This is a genomic window from Vibrio neptunius (assembly GCF_000967495.1).
Classification (GTDB): Bacteria; Pseudomonadota; Gammaproteobacteria; order Enterobacterales; family Vibrionaceae; genus Vibrio; species Vibrio neptunius.
The window spans coordinates 1-22,238 of record NZ_JXXU01000086.1 but is presented as its reverse complement, the minus strand read 5'-3'; the positions used below and the strand labels follow the sequence as shown (position 1 = coordinate 22,238).

The following is a 22,238-nucleotide window of genomic DNA, read 5'->3' as shown; positions in this document are numbered from 1 at the left end:
TTTAGAGTGAGATGAATTCGATAACATATGAGAAGGGAAACCTAATGAACAAGACCCAATTAATCGACTTTATCGCAGAGAAAGCAGACCTATCTAAAGCACAAGCTAAGGCTGCTCTTGAAGCAACTCTTGATGGTGTAACTGATGCACTTAAAGAGGGTGACCAAGTTCAACTAATTGGTTTTGGTACATTCAAAGTAAACCACCGTGCAGCTCGTACAGGTCGTAACCCTAAAACAGGTGCTGAGATCCAAATTGCTGCTGCAAACGTTCCTGCATTTGTTGCAGGTAAAGCTCTGAAAGACGCAGTGAAATAATTGATAATGCGCCAAGGTAGTTTTCTGTCTTGGCGCATCACTGTCATGAAAAAACGTTTATTTTCTTCACTAATCACCTCTTTAATCCTTGGTTGTTCTTCCAACGCCCCTACATCCAACTTAACCCAACTCACTAGCTACACAGGTGGAAAGAGCATGGGTGATGCCACAAGCCTGTACTGGTATACCGAAAAATTAGCGTCTCCAAGTACGGCTGCAGATTATGTCACGGCTGGAGATTATGGCTGGTATAAGACAGACTATCGCTGGGCTGAAGGAGAACTTCGAGAGTTGATTCGTGAAGGTGAGCAATTGAAAGGTGAACAAGGGCTGGTGAAATACAGTGTGCATGTTCGCTTTAACAAGGAAGGCGAAGCGGTTTATCAGCAGTATCGTCTAGATGGAAAAGTGTTTCCGGTGAAGCCTGATGAGCTCGAGCGTTACAAGAATGATGCCGTGACTGTGGCAACAGTAACGAAAAGGCAGGATAAAAAAGGTCAGGAGTTGATTCAAGGCTATTGGGATGGTTCAACGTTTGAAACTTGTTCTGGTCAGAGTTATTCCCGATTGGAGTTTAATCAGACACTTCCGTCATTTGTGGTGAGTCGCTTAGCTGGAGTGGATAACTATGTGGCTTTTCTCGGTTCTACGCGCACCAATCGAGTCATTGTTGAAGATTTGCTCATGCTGGCAGATGAAGAGCACTCGTGTATTGAAAGACCTAGTTTATTGTCTGATTAAAATATAAAAGGCGCCTTAAGAGGCGCCTTTTTTGATACTGAGTGATTATTTGCTTTGTTCGCGCTCTATCGCTCGGTAACCAATGTCATTGCGATGGAACATTCCAGTCCAACTGACTTGCTTAGCCAGCGCGTACGCTTGCTGCTGAGCGTCTGAAACACTATTTCCAAGTGCCGTTGCACATAGCACACGACCGCCATTCGTCACAATGTCGCCAGCTTCGTTGTTCGCTGTACCTGCGTGGAAGATCTTCTGACCTTCAACTTCGGTAGCAGGTAGAGAAATTACTTCACCTTTTGCGTAGTCTGCTGGGTAGCCCCCTGCGGCTAGAACCACACCGATAGACGCACGTGGATCCCATTTAGACTCGGCTTCATCAAGTTTCTCGTCGATAGCCATCAGACAAAGGTCAACAAGGTCAGATTCCATACGCATCATAATTGGCTGGGTTTCTGGATCGCCAAAGCGGCAGTTGTACTCGATGACTTTTGGCGTGCCGTCTTTGTCGATCATAAGACCAGCATAAAGGAAGCCAGTGTAAGGGTGACCTTCCGCGTCCATGCCGCGCACGGTTGGGTAGATAACTTCTTCAAGGATACGATCGTGGATTTCTGGCGTTACCACTGGTGCAGGGGAGTAAGCACCCATGCCGCCTGTGTTAGGGCCAGTGTCTTTGTCGCCAACACGTTTGTGGTCTTGGCTGGTGGCCATTGGTAGAACGCTCTGGCCGTCAGCCATGACGATGAAACTGGCTTCCTCACCGTCTAGGAACTCTTCGATCACCACGCGGCTGCCAGCTTCACCAAACGCGTTACCAGCGAGCATGTCTTTGATTGCGTCTTCCGCTTCTTCAAGCGTCATTGCAACGATAACACCTTTACCTGCAGCAAGACCGTCTGCTTTTACAACAATAGGAGCACCTTGTTCACGAACGTAAGCAAGAGCTGGTTCAATCTCAGTGAAGTTAGCGTAAGCCGCAGTTGGAATATTATGGCGTGCAAGGAAATCTTTGGTGAACGCTTTAGAGCCTTCTAGCTGCGCAGCGGCTTGAGTAGGACCAAATATAGGTAATCCCGCTTCACGGAAAGCATCAACTACACCAATAACGAGTGGCGCTTCTGGGCCAACAATCGTCAGCTCGATCTTCTTCTCTTGAGCGAATGCAACCAGCTCAGAGATGGCTTCAACACCAATGTTTACGTTTTCTAGCTTTGGCTCAAGCGCGGTACCTGCGTTACCAGGTGCAACGAATACTGTCTCAACGTTTGGGTTTTGTGCGGCTTTCCAACCTAAAGCGTGCTCACGACCGCCAGAACCAATGATAAGTACATTCATTTTAAATCCTTTAATCAAAAATCGTCATTCCCGAAGTTGAGGAACGAAACTGTCGGGAATCTGTTTAACATGTTAAACCCAGAGATTCCGTACTACGCTCGTTCCTCGCTATACGGAATGACGGTTTTGAGAAATTTAAGTTAAGTCTTGTTCTTCTCGGAACGCTGCGTTCCCGTTTCCAGAAGCGAAGCGCTCGCTTCTTTCTAGTGGCGGAAGTGACGCATACCCGTGAAGATCATCGCCATACCATGCTCGTCAGCAGCTGCGACAACTTCGTCATCACGCATAGAACCGCCCGGTTGAATTACGCATTTGATACCAGCTTCTGCTGCCGCATCAATACCATCACGGAATGGGAAGAACGCATCTGAAGCCATTACACAACCTTCAACCTGTAGGCCTTCGTCAGCGGCTTTGATGCCAGCGATCTTAGCTGAGTAAACGCGGCTCATTTGGCCCGCGCCTACACCGATAGTCATGTCGCCTTTTGAGTAAACAATCGCGTTTGATTTAACGTATTTCGCTACTTTCCAGCAGAATAGGGCATCTTTTAACTCTTCTTCTGTCGGTTGACGCTTAGAAACAACCTTAAGGTCATCTAGACTTACCATACCTTGGTCACGGTCTTGAACTAGCAGACCACCGTTAACGCGTTTAACGTCAAAGCCAGTTGTCTTCGCTGACCATTCACCACACTCAAGCAGGCGAACGTTTTTCTTCGCTGCAACGACTTCGATGGCTTCAGAAGAGACAGATGGTGCGATGATAACTTCAACGAACTGGCGCTCGACGATTGCTGTTGCTGTTTCAGCGTCTAGTTCTTGGTTGAAGGCGATGATGCCACCGAACGCTGAGGTTGGGTCAGTTTTATATGCACGGTCGTAAGCTTCGAGGATGTTGCTGCCTAGTGCAACGCCACATGGGTTAGCATGCTTAACGATCACACATGCCGGCTCGTCGAACTCTTTAACACACTCAAGCGCAGCGTCTGTGTCAGCGATGTTGTTGTAAGAAAGGGCTTTACCCTGAATCTGGCGAGCTGTTGAAACAGACGCTTCTTCTGGGTTCGCTTCTACATAGAAAGCGGCTGCTTGGTGGCTGTTCTCACCGTAGCGCATGTCTTGCTTCTTCTCGAATTGCTGATTGAATGTGCGAGGGAATTTGCTCTCTTCGTCACCTTCTTTGTTCTCGCCGTAGCTAGGAACCATAGTGCCGAAGTAATTTGCGATCATGCCGTCATAAGACGCGGTGTGCTCGAATGCCGCGATAGCGAGGTCGAAACGTGTTTCTAGTGTAAGAGACATTTCGTTTGCGTCCATTTCTGCGATAACGCGGTCGTAGTCGTGTGCATTTACAACGATCGTTACGTCTTTGTGGTTTTTCGCCGCAGAGCGAACCATTGTTGGACCACCAATATCGATGTTCTCAACCGCGTCAGCAAGCGTACAGCCTTCTTTAGCCACAGTTTCAGCAAATGGATATAGGTTAACGACAACCATATCGATAGGGTTGATGCCGTGTTTTTCCATCACATCATCGTCTTGACCGCGACGGCCTAAAACACCACCATGAACCATTGGGTGAAGTGTTTTAACGCGTCCGTCCATCATTTCCGGGAAACCCGTATAATCGGATACTTCTGTGACAGCAATGCCTTGCTCAGCAAGCAAGCGGGCAGTACCACCTGTGGATAGGATATCGACATCGCGTTCAGCGAGAGCTTGGGCAAACTCAACAATACCTGTTTTGTCTGATACGCTGATAAGGGCGCGGCGAATTGGACGAGCGTTGTTCATGCTTCCATCTTCCTCAAAGTCATGGAGTTAAACTAAAGATATTTGCCAAAAATGAACTTGTTTTTATCTCGCAGGGATAAAATATTGGCCAGTTTTGGTAAAGACCTTTTTGCCAGTTAATACTGGGCTGATATTAGACTCTAAACTTGATGGCGCACATTCTAACTAATTTATTACAAAAAAGCTCGCGCAATCGTTTGGCATCTCAAAAATAATTATGAAAACCGTGCTTTTTAACTTAAAAAGTAACGAGATAGTTAATAAGGAAAGTTATGTTTCAGATTGGAGAATTAGCAAAGCGTTGTGGTGTGACGACCGATACTTTACGTTTCTATGAGAAAAATGACCTGATTCGTCCAATAGGTCGCAGTGAATCAGGTTATCGTATTTATAACGAAGAAAATCAAAAACAGGTCGGCTTTATCTTAAAAGCCAAAGACCTTGGGTTAAGTTTGGAAGAGATTCGCGAGTTGTTAGAGATAAAGCTGGAAGCCACCGAACATAGTTGTGCAGAAGTCAAAGCCATTACCTCAGCAAAACTCGAATTAATTGATGAAAAGATTGCAGAGTTGACCCGTATTCGCAAGGCATTGAAGAAAATCAACGATGCGTGTTGTGGCCATGTTGATGATGATGCCAGTCATTGCTCGATTTTAGGGGCGCTGGGTAGTGAAGAACACTCCTCGACGTGTTGTGATGAGCTTTAACTCGCTTGTCGAATTTTGGCTTGAATCGCAGACTGAACCTTCATATCCGGCAAGTTATCGTGATAGAGCGTAACTTGGTTACGACCCGTCTGCTTGGAGTAGTACATCGCTTTGTCTGCTTGAACCAACAGCTCTCTTACATGAGAGATATCTGGGGTCACTTCTGCGATACCAATACTGACGGTTGGATGAATGATATGGCCGTCGACATTGCAGGGGGCATTTTCAATCGATTGTCGTATGCGTTCGGCAATGTCATAAGCTTGAATGGCGTTTGTGTTTGAAAGTACAATGCCAAATTCTTCGCCGCCAAGTCGCCCAATGTAGTCACTGCCACGAATCTGCTTCTGGCACATACTAGCAACCAGAGTAATGACTTCATCACCAGAAAGGTGGCCAACTTGATCGTTGATTTCTTTGAAGTGATCAATATCGATCATTAAGCATGACAAATTACGCTGAGTCTCATTATAGCGTTGTAATTCTTGTTCAAGAGATTCAAGGAATGCTCGGCGGTTGAAAATGCCAGTTAGCTCATCCGTTTCAGAAAGGCGTTTCAGCTCTTCTTGGCGGCGGTAGTTGCTTGTGATATCACGCTCTTGCCACAAGACATACTGCGTACCATTTCCTAAGCATAGGGGCTTAATGGTGGCTTCGAACCACATGTCTTCAGAGCCATTTAGCGTTTCCAGCTCATCAATGGATAGTTGTAAGCATTCAATAGGGTTGACACTGTACTGCACAACCAGCGGTTTGGCAGATTCACTAACATCTTTTATGTAACTTAGTAGTTGGTCGGCTTTATCCAGTGGAAGGATGTCGTGTAGCGATTTGTTGGCGTAACCATTTTTTTCAAGGCTAACTGTGTGGAACGTTCCCCCAAAACCCTCGATAAAGCGCCCCGACTGCTCTAACACGAAAAGTCGGTCAGGAAGTTCATTTAAAATCAGGCTTAGCCATGCTTCCCTTTGCTTATCAAGCATATAGTTTTATCCAACAACAGATGAACACCGCATTATATCTAGACAAGTAGTGATGGCAATCGTGATAGATCACAGTTTGATTACTATTTACTCACTTAAATGGCGTGAAAATGAGACTCAATATGTGTTGGGTTTCTATGCTCAACTGTAGTCTCAAAAATAAAACAGTGAGTGAACAAGTGAGTCGCACCAAAGTTATAAAACTAATGGCATTTTATAAGTGAAATGCGGCAGAAACGGAAAAAGCCGACTCTAACTGGAATCGGCTTTCTCAAAATAAAATTCGTCAGAACGTATTAGTTCATGCCGTATTTTTTAAGTTTCTTGCGAAGAGTACCGCGGTTAATACCCATCATAGTTGCTGCGCGAGTCTGGTTACCACGAGTATATTGCATGATGGTATCTAGCAGTGGCTGTTCAACTTCAGCTAGAACTAATTCGTATAGTTCTGTGACTTCTTGGCCGTTTAGTTGAGCCAAGTAGTTTTTAAGAGACGCTTTAACAGAGTCACGTAGTGGTTTCTGAGTAATCTGGTCCTGTGACGTTACTGTAGTTACTGTTAATGCTTCTGAAGTCAGATTTTGTTCGAACATATTCGGTCTAGCTCTTCTCTTAATTATGATGCAACGTTTAGCCATTATATCTGAAGCGACTACTTCAAATAGTTAGGCTTTATCAAAATACGCTTCTAACGCTTCAAGTTGCAGCTCTGCTGCCTCAATCGCGTTGAAGGCACGGCGAAACCCACTTGCTTGCTCATGCTCTTTTAGATACCAGCCTACGTGCTTACGCGCGATTCGCGGCCCTAAGTACTCCCCATAGAAATCGTGGAGAGCATTCACATGACCCAGCAGAATGTCCTTCACTTCCGCGGACGGAAGATCTGGCATTGTGGTGCCGTTTTCCAAAAAGTATTGGATTTCCTGGAAAATCCATGGACGACCTTGGGCGGGACGTCCAATCATCAGAGCATCCGCACCGGTGTACTCCAGTACGCGCTTGGCTTTCTCTGGGCTATCGATATCACCGTTTGCGATAACGGGTATCGAAATTGCCTGCTTGACGGCTCTGATGCTGTCATATTCGGCCTCACCTTTGTACATACATACTTTTGTTCTGCCATGCAGAGCAAGTGCTTGTATGCCGCAGTCTTCGGCTAATTTAGCGATTTGGACACAGTTCTTATTGTCTGGGTCCCAGCCTGTTCGGGTTTTGAGTGTCACAGGGACATCGACTGCATTGACCACCGCTTTCAGGATATCTTCGATGATATCTGGGAAGCGAAGCAGTGCAGAACCGGCAAGCTTCTTATTCACTTTTTTTGCTGGGCAGCCCATGTTGATATCGATGATTTGCGCACCGTTCTCAACGCTAAACTGCGCAGCGTCGGCCATCAGTTGTGGATCAGCCCCCGCAATCTGTACAGAGCGAATGCCCGATTCACCTTCATGGACCATGCGCTGCTTGGATTTTGACGTTTTCCATAGCTTTGGGTTTGAGGACATCATTTCACTGACGGCCATCCCAGCACCATAGCGAAGGCATAACTCTCGAAATGGTCTATCAGTCACTCCCGCCATAGGGGCGACGATGAGATTATTCTTAAGTTGATGATTTCCGATTTTCAAAACGTCTTCACAGCTTAGTACCAGCAAGGGCGCGCATTTTACGCATTTTTTTCCGCTGTGAAAAGACTAATATTTGAGCATTTACAAATTGTTTTTGTAATTTGTATGAATTTCAATCGATTAGCCTTGAAAGTCTTATCTAGCCTTGCTTTCGACCAGAGATTCGACACCACTCATTTTGCTCCTTGATAGGATCAATGTGAAGTTCATCACGGTAATAGTTAGCGACATCTTCAGCCTGTGTATCCAGCACGCCGGACATCGCCAGCTCACCATTTGGTTTGACCAAGGACTTAATAACTGGCGACAATTCACGGAGTGGTCCGGCGAGAATGTTCGCGACGACGATGTCAGCGATCAGACCTTCTGGTTGATCTTGTGGTAGGAATACCTCTAGTTTCTCAGCAACACCATTACGTTCAGCGTTGTCTTTAGAGGCAAGCAGTGCTTGAGGATCAATATCGATCCCGATGACCTTTTTGGCACCGAGCTTGATCGCAGCGATCGCTAAGATGCCAGACCCACAACCAAAGTCGATCACTGTTTTACCTGACATGTCCAGTCCTTCCAGCCACTCTAGGCACAGAGCCGTGGTTGGGTGAGTACCAGTACCAAAAGCGAGGCCCGGATCTAACATCACGTTGACAGCATCTGGCTCTGGTATGTCTCGCCAGCTTGGACAGATCCATAAACGTTCACCAAACTTCATTGGGTGAAAGTTGTCCATCCACTCTCGTTCCCAGTCTTTGTCTTCCAACTGCTCCACTTTGTAAGCAAAGCCTTCTGGTAGTAAGTTGCTGTTCTTGGTCTGTTCAATGATAAGCTGGGTATCTGATTCTGCGTCGTACAGAGCGAGAATATCCGTATCACCCCACAGACGAGTTTCTCCCGGCAAAGGCTCAAATACTGGCGTGTCGTGCGCGTCTAAGAAGGTCACCGACAGCGCCCCTGTTTCTTCCATTAGCATATCGCCGATTTGTTCAGCGTTGTCGTTGGTCGCATTGAGTTTGATTTGAATCCAAGGCATGGGTATGTGCTCATGTAGATAGTTAGATTTAAATTTGCGCAGAGTGTAGCAGAACTCGGGGGGTTATTTGAGTCCAGACTGCGCTGAAAACAAAAATGCTCACCGAAGTGAGCATTTGTATGGCGTCAGTAATCGAATTACTGCAGACCGAGTTTCTTCTCTAGGTAGTGGATGTTAGCACCACCATGTTGGAAGTTTTCGTCGTTCATGATGCTTTCTTGCAGCGGAACGTTGGTCTTGATGCCTTCGATGATCATCTCACCGAGTGCGTTCTTCATACGAGCAATGGCAACATCACGGTTTTCACCGAATGTGATCAGCTTACCGACCATTGAGTCATAGTGCGGTGGTACTGTGTAGCCCGTGTAGATGTGCGACTCCCAACGAACGCCCATACCGCCTGGCGCGTGGAAACGCTCGATCTTACCTGGTGAAGGTAGGAAACGCTCAGGGTCTTCTGCGTTGATACGACACTCAATCGCATGGCCGCGGATCTTGATGTCATCCTGTGTGAATGACAGAGGCTGGCCTGCTGCAACACGAAGCTGCTCTTTGATCAGGTCAATACCAGTCACCATTTCTGTTACTGGGTGCTCTACCTGAATACGTGTGTTCATTTCGATGAAGTAGAATTCGCCGTTCTCGTAAAGGAACTCGAAAGTACCCGCACCGCGGTAACCAATTTCCAGACAAGCACGCGTACAACGCTCACCAATGTACTTACGCATTTCTGCTGTGATACCCGGAGCAGGCGCTTCTTCAACCACCTTCTGGTGACGACGCTGCATAGAACAGTCCCGTTCACCTAGATGGATAGCACCGCCTTGACCATCAGCAATTACCTGTACTTCAACGTGACGTGGGTTTTCTAGGAATTTCTCCATGTAAACCATGTCGTTATTGAATGCTGCTTTTGCTTCTGCACGCGTCATCGCGATAGCTTCTACTAGATCAGCTTCAGAGCGAACCACGCGCATACCACGACCACCGCCGCCACCAGAGGCTTTGATGATAACTGGGTAGCCGATGCGTTTAGCGTGCGCTTTGTTCGCCGCTTCATCATCGTTTAGAGGGCCGTCAGAACCTGGTACACAAGGAACGCCTGCTTTTTTCATTGCTGTGATAGCAGAAACCTTGTCACCCATGATGCGGATCGTTTCCGCTTTCGGACCAACAAAGATAAAGCCGCTACGCTCAACTTGCTCTGCAAAGTCTGCATTCTCAGACAGAAAGCCGTAACCAGGGTGGATAGCGATCGCGCCCGTTACTTCTGCAGCAGAAATGATACGTGGGATGTTCAAGTAGCTATCGATACCGCGAGCTGGGCCGATACAAATTGCCTCGTCAGCAAGAAGAACGTGTTTCAAATCACGGTCTGCTGTTGAGTGTACGGCAACGGTTTTGATGCCTAATTCTTTACATGCGCGAAGAATACGAAGCGCAATTTCGCCTCGGTTCGCGATGACTAATTTATCTAACATAAGAGACAGCCTCTATTATTCGATAACAACAAGTGGTTGGTCGAATTCAACTGGCTGACCATCGTCAACTAGGATTGCAGTAACTACACCAGATTTGTCTGCTTCGATTTGGTTCATCATCTTCATTGCTTCAACGATACATAGAGTTTCGCCAGCGGTTACTGATTGACCTACTTCGATGAATGCTTTCGCGTCTGGGCTTGGAGAACGGTAGAAAGTACCGACCATTGGAGAAAGCACTTGATGACCCGCTGGTACTGCTGGCGCTGCTTCTGCTGCTGGAGCAGGTGCTGCTGCCGGAGCTGCCGCAGGAGCTGCTGGTGCCGCTGCAACTGGTGCTGCGTATTGAATTGGAGCTGGTGCCGCTGAACCGTTACGGCTGATTCGTACCGACTCTTCACCTTCAGAGATTTCTAGCTCAGCAATGCCAGATTCTTCAACTAACTCGATAAGCTTTTTGATTTTACGGATATCCATCTTTTCTTTCTCTTTTATCTTGTGAATAAGACAGCTCTTGGTGAGCTGCAGAGTGTGTTCATTTACTGTGATAGTAATTAAGTTACTGTGCCTGCAATGTGTTTACGGCAGCAGACAAAGCGAATTCATAACCTTGTGCACCTAGGCCGCAAATCACACCTTGTGCCTTATCTGAGAGATAAGAATGATGGCGGAAAGGCTCGCGTGCGTGCACGTTGGATAAATGTACTTCAATAAATGGGATAGAAACGCCGAGCAGGGCGTCTCGCAGAGCAACACTAGTATGAGTGAAGGCTGCTGGGTTGATGATAATGAAATCAACTTTGCCAAAAGATTCGTGGATTTTCTCAATCAGTTCATATTCGCGATTTGATTGCAGATGCTCTAGTTCAACACCAGCTTTGTGGGCTTGCTCGGTTAAAGTGTCGATAATCTGCGGTAAGGTTTGAGAACCATAGTGACCCGGTTCGCGTAGACCCAACAGATTTAAATTTGGACCATTTAAGACAAGAATGCGTGATTTAGCTGTCATTGTGCTGCCATCTTCCTACTTCATGATATGAACTGGAATCTTCCCATAATATTGCCGTTCCAGCGTGATTATATTGTCAAATTTCACGCTGGTTCTTTAAAATAGACCAAGATTATAGCCAATTCAGCGCATTTAGCAGCAATTTACTGGTCTAATCTCCCGTTTCTGAGATGAAAAACTGCTACCAAGGTAACAAATTTGACTGCTTTGTCTTGGACTTCAAGTCATTAGATATGTTCCTACAAATAAAAAAACCGCCACAAATGTGGCGGCTTAGTCTTGTTTTGCTATTTCTATGCAAGTTCTGCTTTTTCGGCGATTAACTTGTCAACAACGCTTGGATCGGCCAGTGTTGAGGTGTCGCCTAAGTTGCTGGTATCCCCAGTGGCTATCTTACGCAGGATACGACGCATGATCTTACCGGAGCGAGTTTTCGGCAGAGAATCTGTCCAGTGCAACACATCTGGCGTAGCGATGGGGCCAATCTCTTTACGTACCCAGTCCTTCACTTCTTTGTGCAGCTCTGCTGATGGGAACTCGCCATCGTTCAGCGTAACGTAAGCGTAAATTGCTTGCCCTTTGATGTCATGCGGAATACCGACAATCGCCGCTTCTGCAATCTTATGGTGTGCCACCAGAGCTGATTCGATTTCTGCGGTACCCATACGATGCCCAGAGACATTGAGTACGTCATCTACACGACCTGTGATCCAGTAGTAGCCGTCTTCGTCACGACGCGCTCCGTCACTGGTGAAGTACATGCCTTTGAAAGTAGAGAAGTACGTTTGCTCAAAGCGTTCATGGTCGCCGTAAACGGTACGCATTTGACCTGGCCATGAATCAAGGATCACCAAGTTACCTTCTGCTGAGGTCTCCTCAATAATGTTACCCATGTTATCGACTAACGCAGGCTGTACGCCAAAGAATGGACGAGTGGCAGAACCTGGTTTTAGTGCTGTGGCACCTGGTAGTGGAGTGATGAGGATGCCACCAGTTTCGGTTTGCCACCAAGTATCAACGATTGGAGATTTCTCATTACCAATCGTCTTGTAGTACCACTCCCATGCTTCAGGGTTAATGGGTTCACCCACTGAGCCCATGATGCGCAGGCTGTCACGAGAGGTGCCATTGACCGCTTCATTGCCTTTTGCCATCAACGCGCGAATAGCGGTTGGCGCAGTGTAAAGAATATTGACTTGGTGCTTATCAACGACTTCACTCATGCGGTTGGTGTTCGGGTAGTTTGGTACTCCTTCGAATAGAATGGTTTTGGCACCATTAGCCAGAGGGCCATAGATGAGGTAAGTGTGACCTGTGATCCAACCTACGTCAGCGGTACACCAGAAGGTTTCACCTGGCTGGTAGTCGAAGACATATTTGAAAGTCATGGTGGCGTAAACTAGGTAGCCGCCTGTGGTGTGAAGGACACCTTTAGGTTTACCGGTTGAACCTGATGTGTAGAGGATGAAGAGTGGGTCTTCCGCTTTCATCTCTTCTGGCGGGCAATCATCTGATACAGACGCTGTCGCTTCATGCCACCAAACATCACGATGCTCATGCCAGTCAACATCGCCGCCAGTGCGCTTGAGCACTAATACTCTATCGACCGTTTTCACTTCTGGGTTGGTCAATGCTTCATCAACGTTTTTTTTCAGTGGAACCGCTCGACCACCACGCACACCTTCATCGGCGGTAACAACGACTTTAGCATCTGAATCGATGATACGTCCCGATAGGGCTTCTGGTGAGAAACCACCGAAAACAACCGTGTGTACGGCACCGATACGAGTACACGCTAGCATAGCAACAGCCGCTTCAGGCACCATTGGCATGTAAAGACACACGACGTCGCCTTTACGTACCCCTTGTTCTTTGAGAGCGTTGGAGAAACGACATACTTCTTTGTGCAGTTCGTTGAATGTCAGTGCTTTATCGTCTGCTGGATCGTCACCTTCCCAGATGATTGCCACATCGTCACCGCGCTCAGCTAGGTGACGGTCAATACAGTTTGCAGAGACGTTGAGCGTACCATCTTCAAACCAGCGAATATCGACATGGCCTGTATCAAATGAAGTGTTTTTGACTTTGGTGAAGGGTTTAATCCAATCAACAATCTTACCGTGTTCATTCCAGAATCCCTGTGGGTCAGAGACTGACTGCTGATACATGGCGAGGTAGGTATCATTATCCGCATGGGTCTTTGTTTTGATATTTTCTTTTACCGGATAAATATGGGCTTCACTCATTGCTTTTCTCCTTGGGCTTAATTCATAACGAATTGAGCAAATGTTCGTTTAAAACGTTTTTTCACGTTTGTTGACATTTCCTATATCTGTAACTTTCTAGCACCAAGCGTAATTCGACAATTAGACTTTAGGATGAGAGGCCTGATTCTGCTTTATATTGGTGGTGCTATGTTTGATTTTGAGAGTTGGATCGTAGGAAATACTCAACGGTTGTAAGGCAGGCTCAAACTGGGAAGGTCTCCCTTAGTTAAACGAACGAATATCAACGCCGCTGATATAGCATCCTGCAACGCGTCGTGCTTACTTTGTATGGGCAAGTCTAGATGCTTGCAAATGGCTTCCAGACTCAGGTCGAAATAAGCATTGGGTAGGTGTTTTTCCAGTTTGTCGTGGTAAATCTGGCTCACCTCAATCAAAGGGTTAGGAAGAGGGAAACCGAGGTGACGTTTACACGCTAGATCAAGAATCTTTTTGTCGTAGCGAATGTGGTAACCCACTAATGGTCGAGTGCCGATGAAAGCTAACAAGCGTGTCAATGCCTGTTTCTCATCGATACCATCGGCCAGATCTGAATGACGAATCTGATGGATCTTCACTGAGCTAGAATCCAGAGATTGTGGCGCTCTTAATCTCACTTCGAAAGGTTGACTAGTGATGATGCGATTATCGATGATTTTGGTTGCTGCAATGGTGACCAACTCAGCACGCTTTGGATCTAAGCTAGTGGTTTCACAATCGAGTGATACGTACTCACCTTTATGGGCTGAGGCAAATAGGGGCTGATATGGGGAGTTTCTCAATTTGTGATACCAGTAACGGCGCTGAATCCAGTTCATCATTAGTCTCGAATTTGATAGTGATAGCCAAGGAACTGTTTGAATTTTTTGACTACATGTAGGCTGTGGCGTAGTAAGTCACGTTCTGTGCGTTCGAGAAGTTTGAGGTTGATGTGGTTATGGCTGTGTTGATTGGCGACCTGCTGGCTAAGACGCAACTTAAAGAACAGCTTCAAAGCTTCGTTGAGGTTATCTGCGGTTTCCGGCTCCAAGATGCGTTTGCTGCGTAACGCATCAATTCGGTCAAAGGTGTTGTTTTCCTCTAAGCCATATTCCAGTGTTAAGGTGCGAATCCCGTGGATGATTGGAAAAATACCGCCAATTTTTAGATCGACACCTTGCTTATTTGATTTGACGTTGCCAAATAGAGTCAGTGGTAGAGAGAACTGCAACGCTGGTCGAGTGAAGTCCTGTAGCGCCAGCATATTATTCAGCATCAGTCCTTTGAGGTGTTGTCGTACAGGTTTGAGTAACGCCTTGTTGCCCGCGACAGCGTGAGCATCAGTGAAAATGGCCAGATCCATGACATGCTCGGCAGAAGACGGCTTAGACCAGCGTGTTAATGTTGTCTGCCAGTCACTCTGACTTTTCACCCATTTCGGGTTGTTGACCATCACATTACCCGGGCAAAGTGGGTAGCCTAGTTGCTGTAAGGTGTGCGTCAGCTGAGCCATAATCGTATTACACTGATGCCATTCCAGTCCGTCTTTGATAATCAATGCATTGTCTTGGTCGGTTTTTAAGATCTGTTCCCCTCGCCCTTCTGAGCCTAAAACGATCAGACAACAATGATCGTGCAGTGCAGGTGGAACAATAAGGTGAAACGCTTTTTCTATGATTTGCTCGTTGACCGCAGAAATCAACTCCATGATAAAGCGAGTACGAATCCCGTTTGCTAGCAGACTATCGACTAACTGACGTTGGCGATTGGAGGCTAATGCCAGTTCTTCAATGCTCGAAGCGCGAGCTATACTTAAGGTTAATACATGAGAATGGGTTGAAAAGGCACTGAGAATCTGGGTCATATCCAGCATACCGACCGCTTTTTTACCGTCCACCACCAGAACTCTTTTCAAACGTTGACGGGTCATCTTAATCATTGCGTTAAACAGAAAGTCGCCATCGTCGACGTGAATGACTGGGAAGGTAGCAATTGCGCTGACCTGAGTATCCAGCGGATGACCGTCAAGCATCACGGCATGCAGCATGTTGGTGCGAGTGACGATAGCAAAAGGTAGATGACTTGGAGTGTTAGTCAAGCGTGGATCGTCATCGTGGAGTCTGACCAAAGCGGCATCAATCCCGTTTTGCTTTAATATCTGAGTAACCTCATTAAGCGGCTGCTCAGGACTAAAAATCATCGGTGGGTGATAGATATCACGGTCCACTTTAGTGAGAATAAACTCGGCCAGATTTTGTTGTTGTTGCGCAGCTTCAATTAGTTGCTGACGTTTAGCAAGATTATTATCGAAATAGGCCGCAAACTGGCCATTTTGGTTATAAAGCTCGAGAAAGACGGATTTAGGCAACAAATAAGTGAGCGTATCTTCCAGCGCGACGTAGTGATGGCGGACTTTGCCTTCAAACAGCGCGCGCACATCAAATAAGTCATCATTGGCGTAATGGGCAAAGATTTCCTCTCCTTTGGCACTGCGTTCTTCTACCGTTCCTTTAATCAGAATATGAAGATGCTGGCTGTTTCCACCGGTTGCCAGCAAAACTTCTTTATCTCGGTAATACGCCACATCCAGTGAGGCACGCAGCTTGCTCTGCTGTCGTTCGTCTAGGCGATCAAACGGAGGAGAGTGCATATTGAATTTATCTGGCATACCGAACCCGTGTGAGAAAAGGAACCATACTCTAAGTGTGACAAGTTTCCTTTTAAGTGCCAGACGACTTTGGTCGAATTACTCTGATTTAGGATGTCTGTGCGGAAACAGATTGGTGAGTAATCTTCCCTTTTTATTCAGCAAATAAGCAGAGATAATGCGGCATCCGCTCTCATATCGCATTCAGAGGTCAAAATGCTCAATCCGTCTCCCTATGGCTGGATATCTCAATACTTTTTCGGATTCTTTTTTGCCTATGGTGTCTATCTGCCATTCTGGGCGTTGTGGTTTGAAGATCAGGGCGTTTCAGCTACCGATATCGGCTTACTCGTTGGCATTGGTTTTGCGACTCGTTGTGTCGCCAATATGGTACTAACGCCGCGTATCCATAAAGTTGAACACCTAATGCCTGCGCTGCGCTGGCTGAGTATTGCTGCCCTAATTTTTATCGTTTTCCACTTCTTTACGGGCGGTAGTTTTTGGTTGATGGCGGGTGCAACTGTGCTGTTTAACCTTTGCTGCGGGCCGATTGTGCCACTGTCTGATGCGATGGCGAACTACTACGCGCGGCTGAAGATGCTTGACTACGGACGTGCCCGGCTGTGGGGATCCGTTGCCTTTATTGCAGGCTCTACGGTGGTCGGCTATCTAGTGGCCAAATTCGGTACGGATATGATTTTGTATACTGCGCTAGCGGGGGTGTTTTTTGCTATTTTAGTTGGGATGCGCCACACCAACCCGATGCCTGTCACGACGGAAGAGGAACAGGCAGAAAGACCGAAGCTGCTGGAACTTCTAAAGGAACCGTCGGTTTTGAAGTTCCTCGCATTAGCCGCTTTGATTCAGGGCAGTCATGCTGCTTATTACAGCTTTAGCTCAATACACTGGAAAGAAGCCGGGCACTCTGAAGATATTATCGGCTATTTATGGAGCTTAGGTGTGATGGCGGAAGTGGCGGTTTTTGCGTTGAGTAAACGTCTGTTTGCCGGTTGGTCGTTACGTGCCCTGTTTTTAGTCGCTGCGATCGGTGTCGCGGTACGTTGGGGATTGACCGCTTCGACAACAGTACTGTTAGGACTAGTCCTCATCCAACTACTCCATGGTGTGACTTTTGCCGTGGCGCACATCGCCGCTATTCAGTATATCCAGCATTCGGCGCCAAGAAAAATGGTCGCTCTGCAAGCGCTATACAATGCGATCCCGCTAGGCGCTTTTATCGCTCTGATGACTGCCTTGAGTGGCTGGGGATATGAGAATTGGGGCGCGAACATTTTTTGGGTGATGGCGATGATGGGCATTTTGGCACTGTTTATTCGTGTTGAAACAAAACGCGAATGTGCCTCAGTTATCGACGTTAAAGCACAGAATTAAGTGGAACTGTTTGAGTTCGATTCGCTTCCTTAGTTAAATGAAACCTCTCCAATATGGAGAGGTTTTTGTTTGTTTAAACAAAGCAGCGGAACTCAATTCGATAAGGAAATCAGATGCAAGGTTGGCTAGTGATCACCGTATCGCTGATGTACCTCGGACTACTCTTTCTCATCGCTTGGTATGGCGATAAGCAGCATCGTTGGCTAGCTCGCTGGCGGCCTTGGATCTACAGTTTGTCGATTGCGGTCTACTGTACGTCGTGGACCTTCTACGGCACGGTGGGGCAGGCCAGTAACAACCCGTGGTCGTTTCTCCCGATCTATATCGCACCTATCTTAGTCTTCACCCTTGGTTGGCGTGTGTTAGCACGTCTGATCATTACCGCTAAGCGCGAGCACATCACATCGATTGCCGACTTTATCGCTGCTCGCTATGGTAAATCTCAAGGTTTAGCCGTCGCCGTCACGCTGATTGCCGTCGCGGGGATCTTGCCTTACATCGCTTTACAGCTGCGTGGTATTACCATGGGGCTGGAGATTGTCTCTCCTGAACTACCAGAAGCATTCAATGCTCAGGGCATGGATGTATCTTGGTTTGTGGTTGGTGCATTGGCGATATTTACCATGTTGTTTGGTACGCGCCACATCGACAATACTGAACACCATCGCGGAATGATGATGGCAATCGCATTTGAGTCGATCGTCAAACTGGTAGCATTTCTCGCTGTTGGGTGTTTTATCCTTTATCTGGCGCTCAATCGCAGTGACATTGAGTTGATTTCGATAGCCTCTGACACCTATCAGTCACCAAACCTACCGACATTATTAATTCATACTGTGTTGACCATGATGGCGATTGTCTGTTTGCCGCGTCAGTTCCATACCATGGTGGTGGAAAACGAGCGCGCGCAGGACTTGCATACTGCACGCTGGTTATTTCCTATATATCTGGTGATGATGGGGATCTTTGTTCTGCCTATTGCTTGGGTAGGGCAGGGTTTGCTAAGTAGTGCGAGCCCTGATACGTATGTGATCAGTTTGCCTATGGCCGTAGGTGCACAGGATATTGCTTTGCTGGCTTTTCTCGGTGGAACGTCTGCCGCTAGCGGCATGGTTATTGTCTCGACCATTGCTTTAGCCATTATGGTATCAAATGATTTGGTGATGCCACTTTTGCTGCGTCGAATGAAACTGGCTCAGAGAAATCATCGCCACTTCTCTGGCCTATTATTGGTGATTAGGCGTGGCTTGATTTTACTGCTGTTACTTGGCGCATGGGGTTTCTATCATGCACTGGGTAGTAGTCATTCTTTGTCTGCGATCGGCTTCCTATCATTCGCTGCGATTACTCAGTTTGCTCCGGCTCTACTGGGTGGAATGTATTGGCGAAAAGGCAATCGAAAGGGAGTCTATGTTGGCTTAGTGTTCGGATTTGGTTTATGGCTTATCACTCTGATGAGCCAGACTGATATGTTGGCTGGTGATGCCAACAGCAATTTCCTTCTTTGGCTAGTGACACCGCCAAAGGCCTTGCAATCTTTTGGTATCGAAGGTTCTGATTGGGGAATTGTCCTCAGCATGATAGTTAATGCGCTGTGCTATGTATTGGTGTCACTAATGACGCGTTCGAGTTTGAGTGAACGTCTTCAACTAGCATCCTTTGTCGGTACACCCATGCCTGAGAATGAGAATATCAGCCTCTACCAGAGTCGAGTGACGGTGGGTGAGTTGGAAATGCTGGCATCACGGTTTGTTGGCCGAAAGCGGGTACGTAGCGCCTTTGAACAGTATTGGGCTCAGCAGCACGAAGCCATGTTGCCTAATCAGCAGGCCACCGCGAGTTTCATTCGTCACACGGAGCGAGTACTGGCTGGTGTTTTTGGTGCCTCTTCAGCAAAATTGGTTCTGACCTCTGCTCTGCAAGGGCGCAACATGCAGTTAGAAGAAGTTGCGACTATTGTCGATGAAGCCTCTGAGTTGTATGACTTTAGCCGAGGTCTCCTACAAGGAGCGATTGAACATATAGGGCAAGGGATCGCTGTGGTGGACAGACAGCTTAGGCTGGTGGCGTGGAACCAGCGTTATCTGGAGTTGTTTGTATTTCCTCAAGGGTTGATCCAGGTGGGTAGACCGATCGCGGATGTCATTCGCCACAACGCTGAGCAAGGGCTGTGTGGTCCTGGCGATCCAGATGATCATGTCCGTCGTCGCATTTATCACCTTGAGCAAGGCACCCGTCATACGTCTTCACGAGTCCGACCTGATGGTCGGGTTATTGAAGTGCAGGGGAATCCGATGCCAGGGGGGGGCTTTGTCATGAGTTTTACTGACATAACGGTATTCCGTGATGCAGAGCAGGCACTCAAGGATGCCAATGAAAGTTTGGAAGAGCGAGTCCATGAACGAACTCAAGAGCTGGAGCAATTGAACAAACAGCTGGTGTCTGCCACTCAACGCTCTGAGCATGAATCTCAATCGAAATCGCGCTTTCTTGCGGCGGTCAGTCATGATTTGATGCAGCCACTTAATGCTGCCCGTTTGTTTGCTTCGTCATTATCTGAGGTAGCACAACAAGAGGAAATTAAGCGCCTCTCCAAGCATATAGAAAGCGCCTTGGAGGCCGCTGAAGACCTGATCGGTGACTTGCTTGATATATCTCGTTTGGAGTCGGGCAAGCTCGATATCAATGTGCATGGCTTTGCCATTAATGACGTTCTTTCCAATCTAAACGCTGAATTCAGTGCGCTAGCAAAACAACAGGGGATTGAATTTGAGATGGTGCCAAGTCAGTTGATAGTCCAATCAGACCCGAAGCTGCTTCGCAGAGTGATACAGAACTTCCTGACCAACGCTTTTCGTTATAATCCCAAGGGTAAGGTAGTGCTCGGGGTAAGACGGGTTGGACAACAAGCGAGGATTGAAGTCTGGGATAACGGCGCGGGTATCGATGAAGACAAGCAACAGGAAATTTTTGAAGAGTTTACCCGTGGCAGTCAGGTTCGTTCGGATCAAGGGCTTGGACTTGGATTAGCAATCTCGAAAGGTATTGCCCACGTGCTCGGGCATCAAATATCTATGCGTTCATGGCCCAATAAAGGCAGCGTGTTCTCAATCGCACTCAATCGCAGTGAAGAGGCTCTGGTACGGCCGCAAATCGTGCCCTCCGCTGCCGTCTCTGACCTCAGTCACCTCAATGTACTTTGTGTCGATAATGAGCAGAACATCTTGGTTGGGATGGAAAGCTTGCTGGCACGTTGGGGATGCAATGTACGCACGGCGACCGATATTGTCACCAGCCTGCAGTGCATCGACGAAGAATGGCTGCCGGATGTCATTCTCTCCGACTATCGTCTGGATAACGGTCGCACTGGGCTTGAAGTACTACAACAATGTCGGCTGCGTTTAGGAGATAGTTTTAAAGGAGTGATCATCAGTGCTGACAGAACTAACGACATGATGGAAGGTATCAAGTCTAATGGGTTTAGCTTCGTTCCTAAACCCGTTAAACCACTCAAACTTAGGGCTATTCTCAATAAAGTGGCATAAATGCAAGTAAGGCTTTGCAATAGGAGAGTGATATTGCGAGATCAACTATTGGTACTCTAACTACTTTCTGAGCAATACTTTTTCAACTCTATGATCTTGACCTTTTTTCAAGATCAGCTGAGCCCGCCCTCTGGTCGGTAAGATATTGGCCGTAAGGTTGATGCCGTTGATGGACTGCCAGATTGAGTGTGCTTTGTCGATCGCTGCTTTCTCAGTCAGTTCGGTATAGTGACTAAAGTAAGACCCCGGTTTGGTGAAGGCTCCTAAGCGGAATTTCAGGAAGCGTTCTACGTACCATTGTTCAATAACATCGCACTCTGCATCGACATATAGGGAGAAGTCGAGGAAATCTGATACAAACACGCGATGTGGATCGTGTGGATAGTCCATACCACTTTGTAGAACATTCAGCCCTTCAATAATCAGAACATCTGGACGGTCTACCACTTTGACATTGTCGGTAATGTCATAGGTGATATGTGAGTAGACGGGAACCTCGAGATTAGGTTTTCCGGCTTTTACATCTGACACAAACTCAACCAAACGCTTGATATCATAAGATTCTGGAAAACCTTTACGATGCATGATTCCGCGGTCGTTCAATACCTTTTTGGGGTAGAGGAAACCGTCTGTTGTTACTAGTTCAACCTTAGGGTGGTTTTCCCAGCGAGAAAGCAGTGCTTTAAGAAGACGAGCCGTTGTGCTTTTGCCTACGGCAACACTACCTGCAATGCCAATAATAAAAGGTGGTGCGCTCTCTTGGTTGTCCAAAAAGTTGTTGAGAACAGAATTACGGCTTTGCCTAGCGGCAACATATAAGTTGAGCAAACGTGCAAGTGGTAGATAGATCTCGACGGCTTCTTCCATGGTTAGGTTTTCATTGACGCCCTGCAGCTCGATAAGGTCCTCTTCGGATAGCGTCATCGGGACAGAATTTCGTAATTCGGCCCATTGCTGACGATTAAAAGAGAGATATGGCGTCATAGTCTTCCTAACTGAGATTCGCGATAGAGAGCTGCGAAAATACAACAACCTGCGCAAATTGCCAAATAACTCGGCGGAGATAAGCGCTTTTATCGAGTGAATTGTGCGATTTTTCAGCAAACAAACAGAAACTGGCTAAAATCGCATTTTTTTTTAAATTAGCTATTGCAAGGTAGAGATTCCTTCAATAGAATGCGCACCACTTATGCCGACTTAGCTCAGTAGGTAGAGCAACTGACTTGTAATCAGTAGGTCACCAGTTCGATTCCGGTAGTCGGCACCATTTCTCAGTTTTAAGCGAAATGGATTAAAAATTTGGAGGGGTTCCCGAGTGGCCAAAGGGATCAGACTGTAAATCTGCTGGCACTGCCTTCGATGGTTCGAATCCGTCCCCCTCCACCAT

18 protein-coding genes and 2 tRNA genes are annotated in these 22,238 nt (G+C 47.0%); 7 read left to right on the top strand and 13 right to left on the bottom strand.

The window, feature by feature from the left end; genetic code table 11:
- The first annotated feature begins 44 nt into the window (after window positions 1–44).
- Together hupA and TW84_RS21820 are read left to right on the top strand one after the other, a co-directional pair.
- Window positions 45–317, top strand: a complete 273-nt coding sequence (gene hupA, locus TW84_RS21825) for a nucleoid-associated protein HU-alpha (protein ID WP_021707210.1) — start codon at window positions 45–47, stop codon at window positions 315–317.
- 45 nt (window positions 318–362) lie between these two features.
- Complete coding sequence (locus TW84_RS21820; protein WP_045977724.1) at window positions 363–1,058, top strand: DUF1481 domain-containing protein; 696 nt, start codon at window positions 363–365, stop codon at window positions 1,056–1,058.
- Window positions 1,059–1,103: 45 nt separating this feature from the next.
- On the opposite strand, the gene purD is transcribed toward TW84_RS21820, so the two are convergent.
- Together purD and purH are read right to left on the bottom strand one after the other, a co-directional pair.
- Entirely contained in the window at window positions 1,104–2,393 is a 1,290-nt protein-coding gene (purD, locus tag TW84_RS21815; RefSeq protein ID WP_045977717.1) for a phosphoribosylamine--glycine ligase, read from the bottom strand.
- Window positions 2,394–2,596: 203 nt separating this feature from the next.
- A complete protein-coding gene (gene purH / locus TW84_RS21810) occupies window positions 2,597–4,189 on the bottom strand; it encodes a bifunctional phosphoribosylaminoimidazolecarboxamide formyltransferase/IMP cyclohydrolase (RefSeq protein WP_045977716.1) in 1,593 nt (530 codons plus the stop codon).
- A 272-nt stretch (window positions 4,190–4,461) separates the two neighbouring features.
- On the opposite strand from purH, the gene zntR reads away from it, so the two are divergent.
- Window positions 4,462–4,896 (top strand): Zn(2+)-responsive transcriptional regulator, encoded by a 435-nt coding sequence (zntR, locus tag TW84_RS21805; protein ID WP_045977715.1) that lies wholly within the window; start codon window positions 4,462–4,464, stop codon window positions 4,894–4,896.
- Here zntR and TW84_RS21800 read toward each other — a convergent pair.
- The 10 genes from TW84_RS21800 to TW84_RS21755 all read right to left on the bottom strand — a co-directional run bounded on the left by TW84_RS21800 (window position 4,893) and on the right by TW84_RS21755 (window position 15,935).
- Window positions 4,893–5,879 carry a GGDEF domain-containing protein gene (locus TW84_RS21800; protein WP_045977714.1) on the bottom strand — a complete coding sequence of 329 codons (987 nt, stop codon included), beginning with the start codon at window positions 5,877–5,879 and terminating at the stop codon, window positions 4,893–4,895. The two genes, zntR and TW84_RS21800, sit on opposite strands and share 4 nt — an antisense overlap.
- Window positions 5,880–6,175: 296 nt before the next feature.
- A complete protein-coding gene (gene fis / locus TW84_RS21795; protein WP_000462885.1) occupies window positions 6,176–6,472 on the bottom strand; it encodes a DNA-binding transcriptional regulator Fis in 297 nt (98 codons plus the stop codon).
- Window positions 6,473–6,544: 72 nt separating this feature from the next.
- Window positions 6,545–7,507, bottom strand: coding sequence for a tRNA dihydrouridine synthase DusB (dusB, locus tag TW84_RS21790; RefSeq protein ID WP_045977723.1), 963 nt, complete (start codon window positions 7,505–7,507; stop codon window positions 6,545–6,547).
- A gap of 139 nt (window positions 7,508–7,646) precedes the next feature.
- Window positions 7,647–8,534: a 50S ribosomal protein L11 methyltransferase gene (gene prmA / locus TW84_RS21785; protein WP_045977713.1), complete on the bottom strand. Its 888-nt coding sequence runs from the start codon at window positions 8,532–8,534 to the stop codon at window positions 7,647–7,649.
- A gap of 137 nt (window positions 8,535–8,671) precedes the next feature.
- A complete protein-coding gene (gene accC, locus TW84_RS21780) occupies window positions 8,672–10,015 on the bottom strand; it encodes an acetyl-CoA carboxylase biotin carboxylase subunit (RefSeq protein ID WP_045977712.1) in 1,344 nt (447 codons plus the stop codon).
- Between the two features lie 15 nt (window positions 10,016–10,030).
- Window positions 10,031–10,492: an acetyl-CoA carboxylase biotin carboxyl carrier protein gene (accB, locus tag TW84_RS21775; RefSeq protein WP_045977711.1), complete on the bottom strand. Its 462-nt coding sequence runs from the start codon at window positions 10,490–10,492 to the stop codon at window positions 10,031–10,033.
- 82 nt (window positions 10,493–10,574) lie between these two features.
- Complete coding sequence (gene aroQ / locus TW84_RS21770; protein ID WP_006963271.1) at window positions 10,575–11,024, bottom strand: type II 3-dehydroquinate dehydratase; 450 nt, start codon at window positions 11,022–11,024, stop codon at window positions 10,575–10,577.
- Window positions 11,025–11,317: 293 nt separating this feature from the next.
- The gene (gene acs, locus TW84_RS21765) at window positions 11,318–13,270 is read right to left on the bottom strand and encodes an acetate--CoA ligase (RefSeq protein WP_045977710.1); all 1,953 of its coding nucleotides are present in this window, start codon (window positions 13,268–13,270) and stop codon (window positions 11,318–11,320) included.
- Between the two features lie 203 nt (window positions 13,271–13,473).
- Window positions 13,474–14,106, bottom strand: a complete 633-nt coding sequence (locus tag TW84_RS21760; protein WP_045977709.1) for a 3'-5' exonuclease — start codon at window positions 14,104–14,106, stop codon at window positions 13,474–13,476.
- Window positions 14,107–14,108: 2 nt separating this feature from the next.
- Window positions 14,109–15,935: a DUF294 nucleotidyltransferase-like domain-containing protein gene (locus tag TW84_RS21755; protein WP_045977708.1), complete on the bottom strand. Its 1,827-nt coding sequence runs from the start codon at window positions 15,933–15,935 to the stop codon at window positions 14,109–14,111.
- A gap of 195 nt (window positions 15,936–16,130) precedes the next feature.
- On the opposite strand from TW84_RS21755, the gene TW84_RS21750 reads away from it, so the two are divergent.
- Together TW84_RS21750 and TW84_RS21745 are read left to right on the top strand one after the other, a co-directional pair.
- Window positions 16,131–17,306 (top strand): 3-phenylpropionate MFS transporter, encoded by a 1,176-nt coding sequence (locus tag TW84_RS21750; protein ID WP_045977707.1) that lies wholly within the window; start codon window positions 16,131–16,133, stop codon window positions 17,304–17,306.
- 113 nt (window positions 17,307–17,419) lie between these two features.
- Window positions 17,420–20,851 carry a PAS domain-containing hybrid sensor histidine kinase/response regulator gene (locus TW84_RS21745; RefSeq protein WP_045977706.1) on the top strand — a complete coding sequence of 1,144 codons (3,432 nt, stop codon included), beginning with the start codon at window positions 17,420–17,422 and terminating at the stop codon, window positions 20,849–20,851.
- A gap of 60 nt (window positions 20,852–20,911) precedes the next feature.
- Here the strand turns inward: TW84_RS21745 and coaA are convergent, their stop codons facing one another.
- Window positions 20,912–21,835 carry a type I pantothenate kinase gene (gene coaA, locus TW84_RS21740; protein WP_045977705.1) on the bottom strand — a complete coding sequence of 308 codons (924 nt, stop codon included), beginning with the start codon at window positions 21,833–21,835 and terminating at the stop codon, window positions 20,912–20,914.
- 207 nt (window positions 21,836–22,042) lie between these two features.
- On the opposite strand from coaA, the gene TW84_RS21735 reads away from it, so the two are divergent.
- Window positions 22,043–22,118 (top strand) — tRNA-Thr (locus tag TW84_RS21735).
- Between the two features lie 34 nt (window positions 22,119–22,152).
- Window positions 22,153–22,237 (top strand) — tRNA-Tyr (locus TW84_RS21730).
- The last annotated feature ends 1 nt before the right edge of the window (window position 22,238 follow it).

Excerpts from the sequence above, each read along its gene's own strand:
- prmA (WP_045977713.1), bottom strand. The coding sequence starts at position 8,534 with ATGCCTTGGATTCAAATCAAACTCAATGCGACCAACGACAACGCTGAA.
- TW84_RS21755 (WP_045977708.1), bottom strand. The coding sequence starts at position 15,935 with ATGCCAGATAAATTCAATATGCACTCTCCTCCGTTTGATCGCCTAGAC.
- accC (WP_045977712.1), bottom strand. The coding sequence starts at position 10,015 with ATGTTAGATAAATTAGTCATCGCGAACCGAGGCGAAATTGCGCTTCGT.
- hupA (WP_021707210.1), top strand. The coding sequence starts at position 45 with ATGAACAAGACCCAATTAATCGACTTTATCGCAGAGAAAGCAGACCTA.
- TW84_RS21820 (WP_045977724.1), top strand. The coding sequence starts at position 363 with ATGAAAAAACGTTTATTTTCTTCACTAATCACCTCTTTAATCCTTGGT.
- fis (WP_000462885.1), bottom strand. The coding sequence starts at position 6,472 with ATGTTCGAACAAAATCTGACTTCAGAAGCATTAACAGTAACTACAGTA.
- zntR (WP_045977715.1), top strand. The coding sequence starts at position 4,462 with ATGTTTCAGATTGGAGAATTAGCAAAGCGTTGTGGTGTGACGACCGAT.
- acs (WP_045977710.1), bottom strand. The coding sequence starts at position 13,270 with ATGAGTGAAGCCCATATTTATCCGGTAAAAGAAAATATCAAAACAAAG.
- TW84_RS21800 (WP_045977714.1), bottom strand. The coding sequence starts at position 5,879 with ATGCTTGATAAGCAAAGGGAAGCATGGCTAAGCCTGATTTTAAATGAA.
- accB (WP_045977711.1), bottom strand. The coding sequence starts at position 10,492 with ATGGATATCCGTAAAATCAAAAAGCTTATCGAGTTAGTTGAAGAATCT.
- aroQ (WP_006963271.1), bottom strand. The coding sequence starts at position 11,024 with ATGACAGCTAAATCACGCATTCTTGTCTTAAATGGTCCAAATTTAAAT.
- TW84_RS21745 (WP_045977706.1), top strand. The coding sequence starts at position 17,420 with ATGCAAGGTTGGCTAGTGATCACCGTATCGCTGATGTACCTCGGACTA.
- coaA (WP_045977705.1), bottom strand. The coding sequence starts at position 21,835 with ATGACGCCATATCTCTCTTTTAATCGTCAGCAATGGGCCGAATTACGA.
- TW84_RS21750 (WP_045977707.1), top strand. The coding sequence starts at position 16,131 with ATGCTCAATCCGTCTCCCTATGGCTGGATATCTCAATACTTTTTCGGA.
- purH (WP_045977716.1), bottom strand. The coding sequence starts at position 4,189 with ATGAACAACGCTCGTCCAATTCGCCGCGCCCTTATCAGCGTATCAGAC.
- TW84_RS21760 (WP_045977709.1), bottom strand. The coding sequence starts at position 14,106 with ATGAACTGGATTCAGCGCCGTTACTGGTATCACAAATTGAGAAACTCC.
- purD (WP_045977717.1), bottom strand. The coding sequence starts at position 2,393 with ATGAATGTACTTATCATTGGTTCTGGCGGTCGTGAGCACGCTTTAGGT.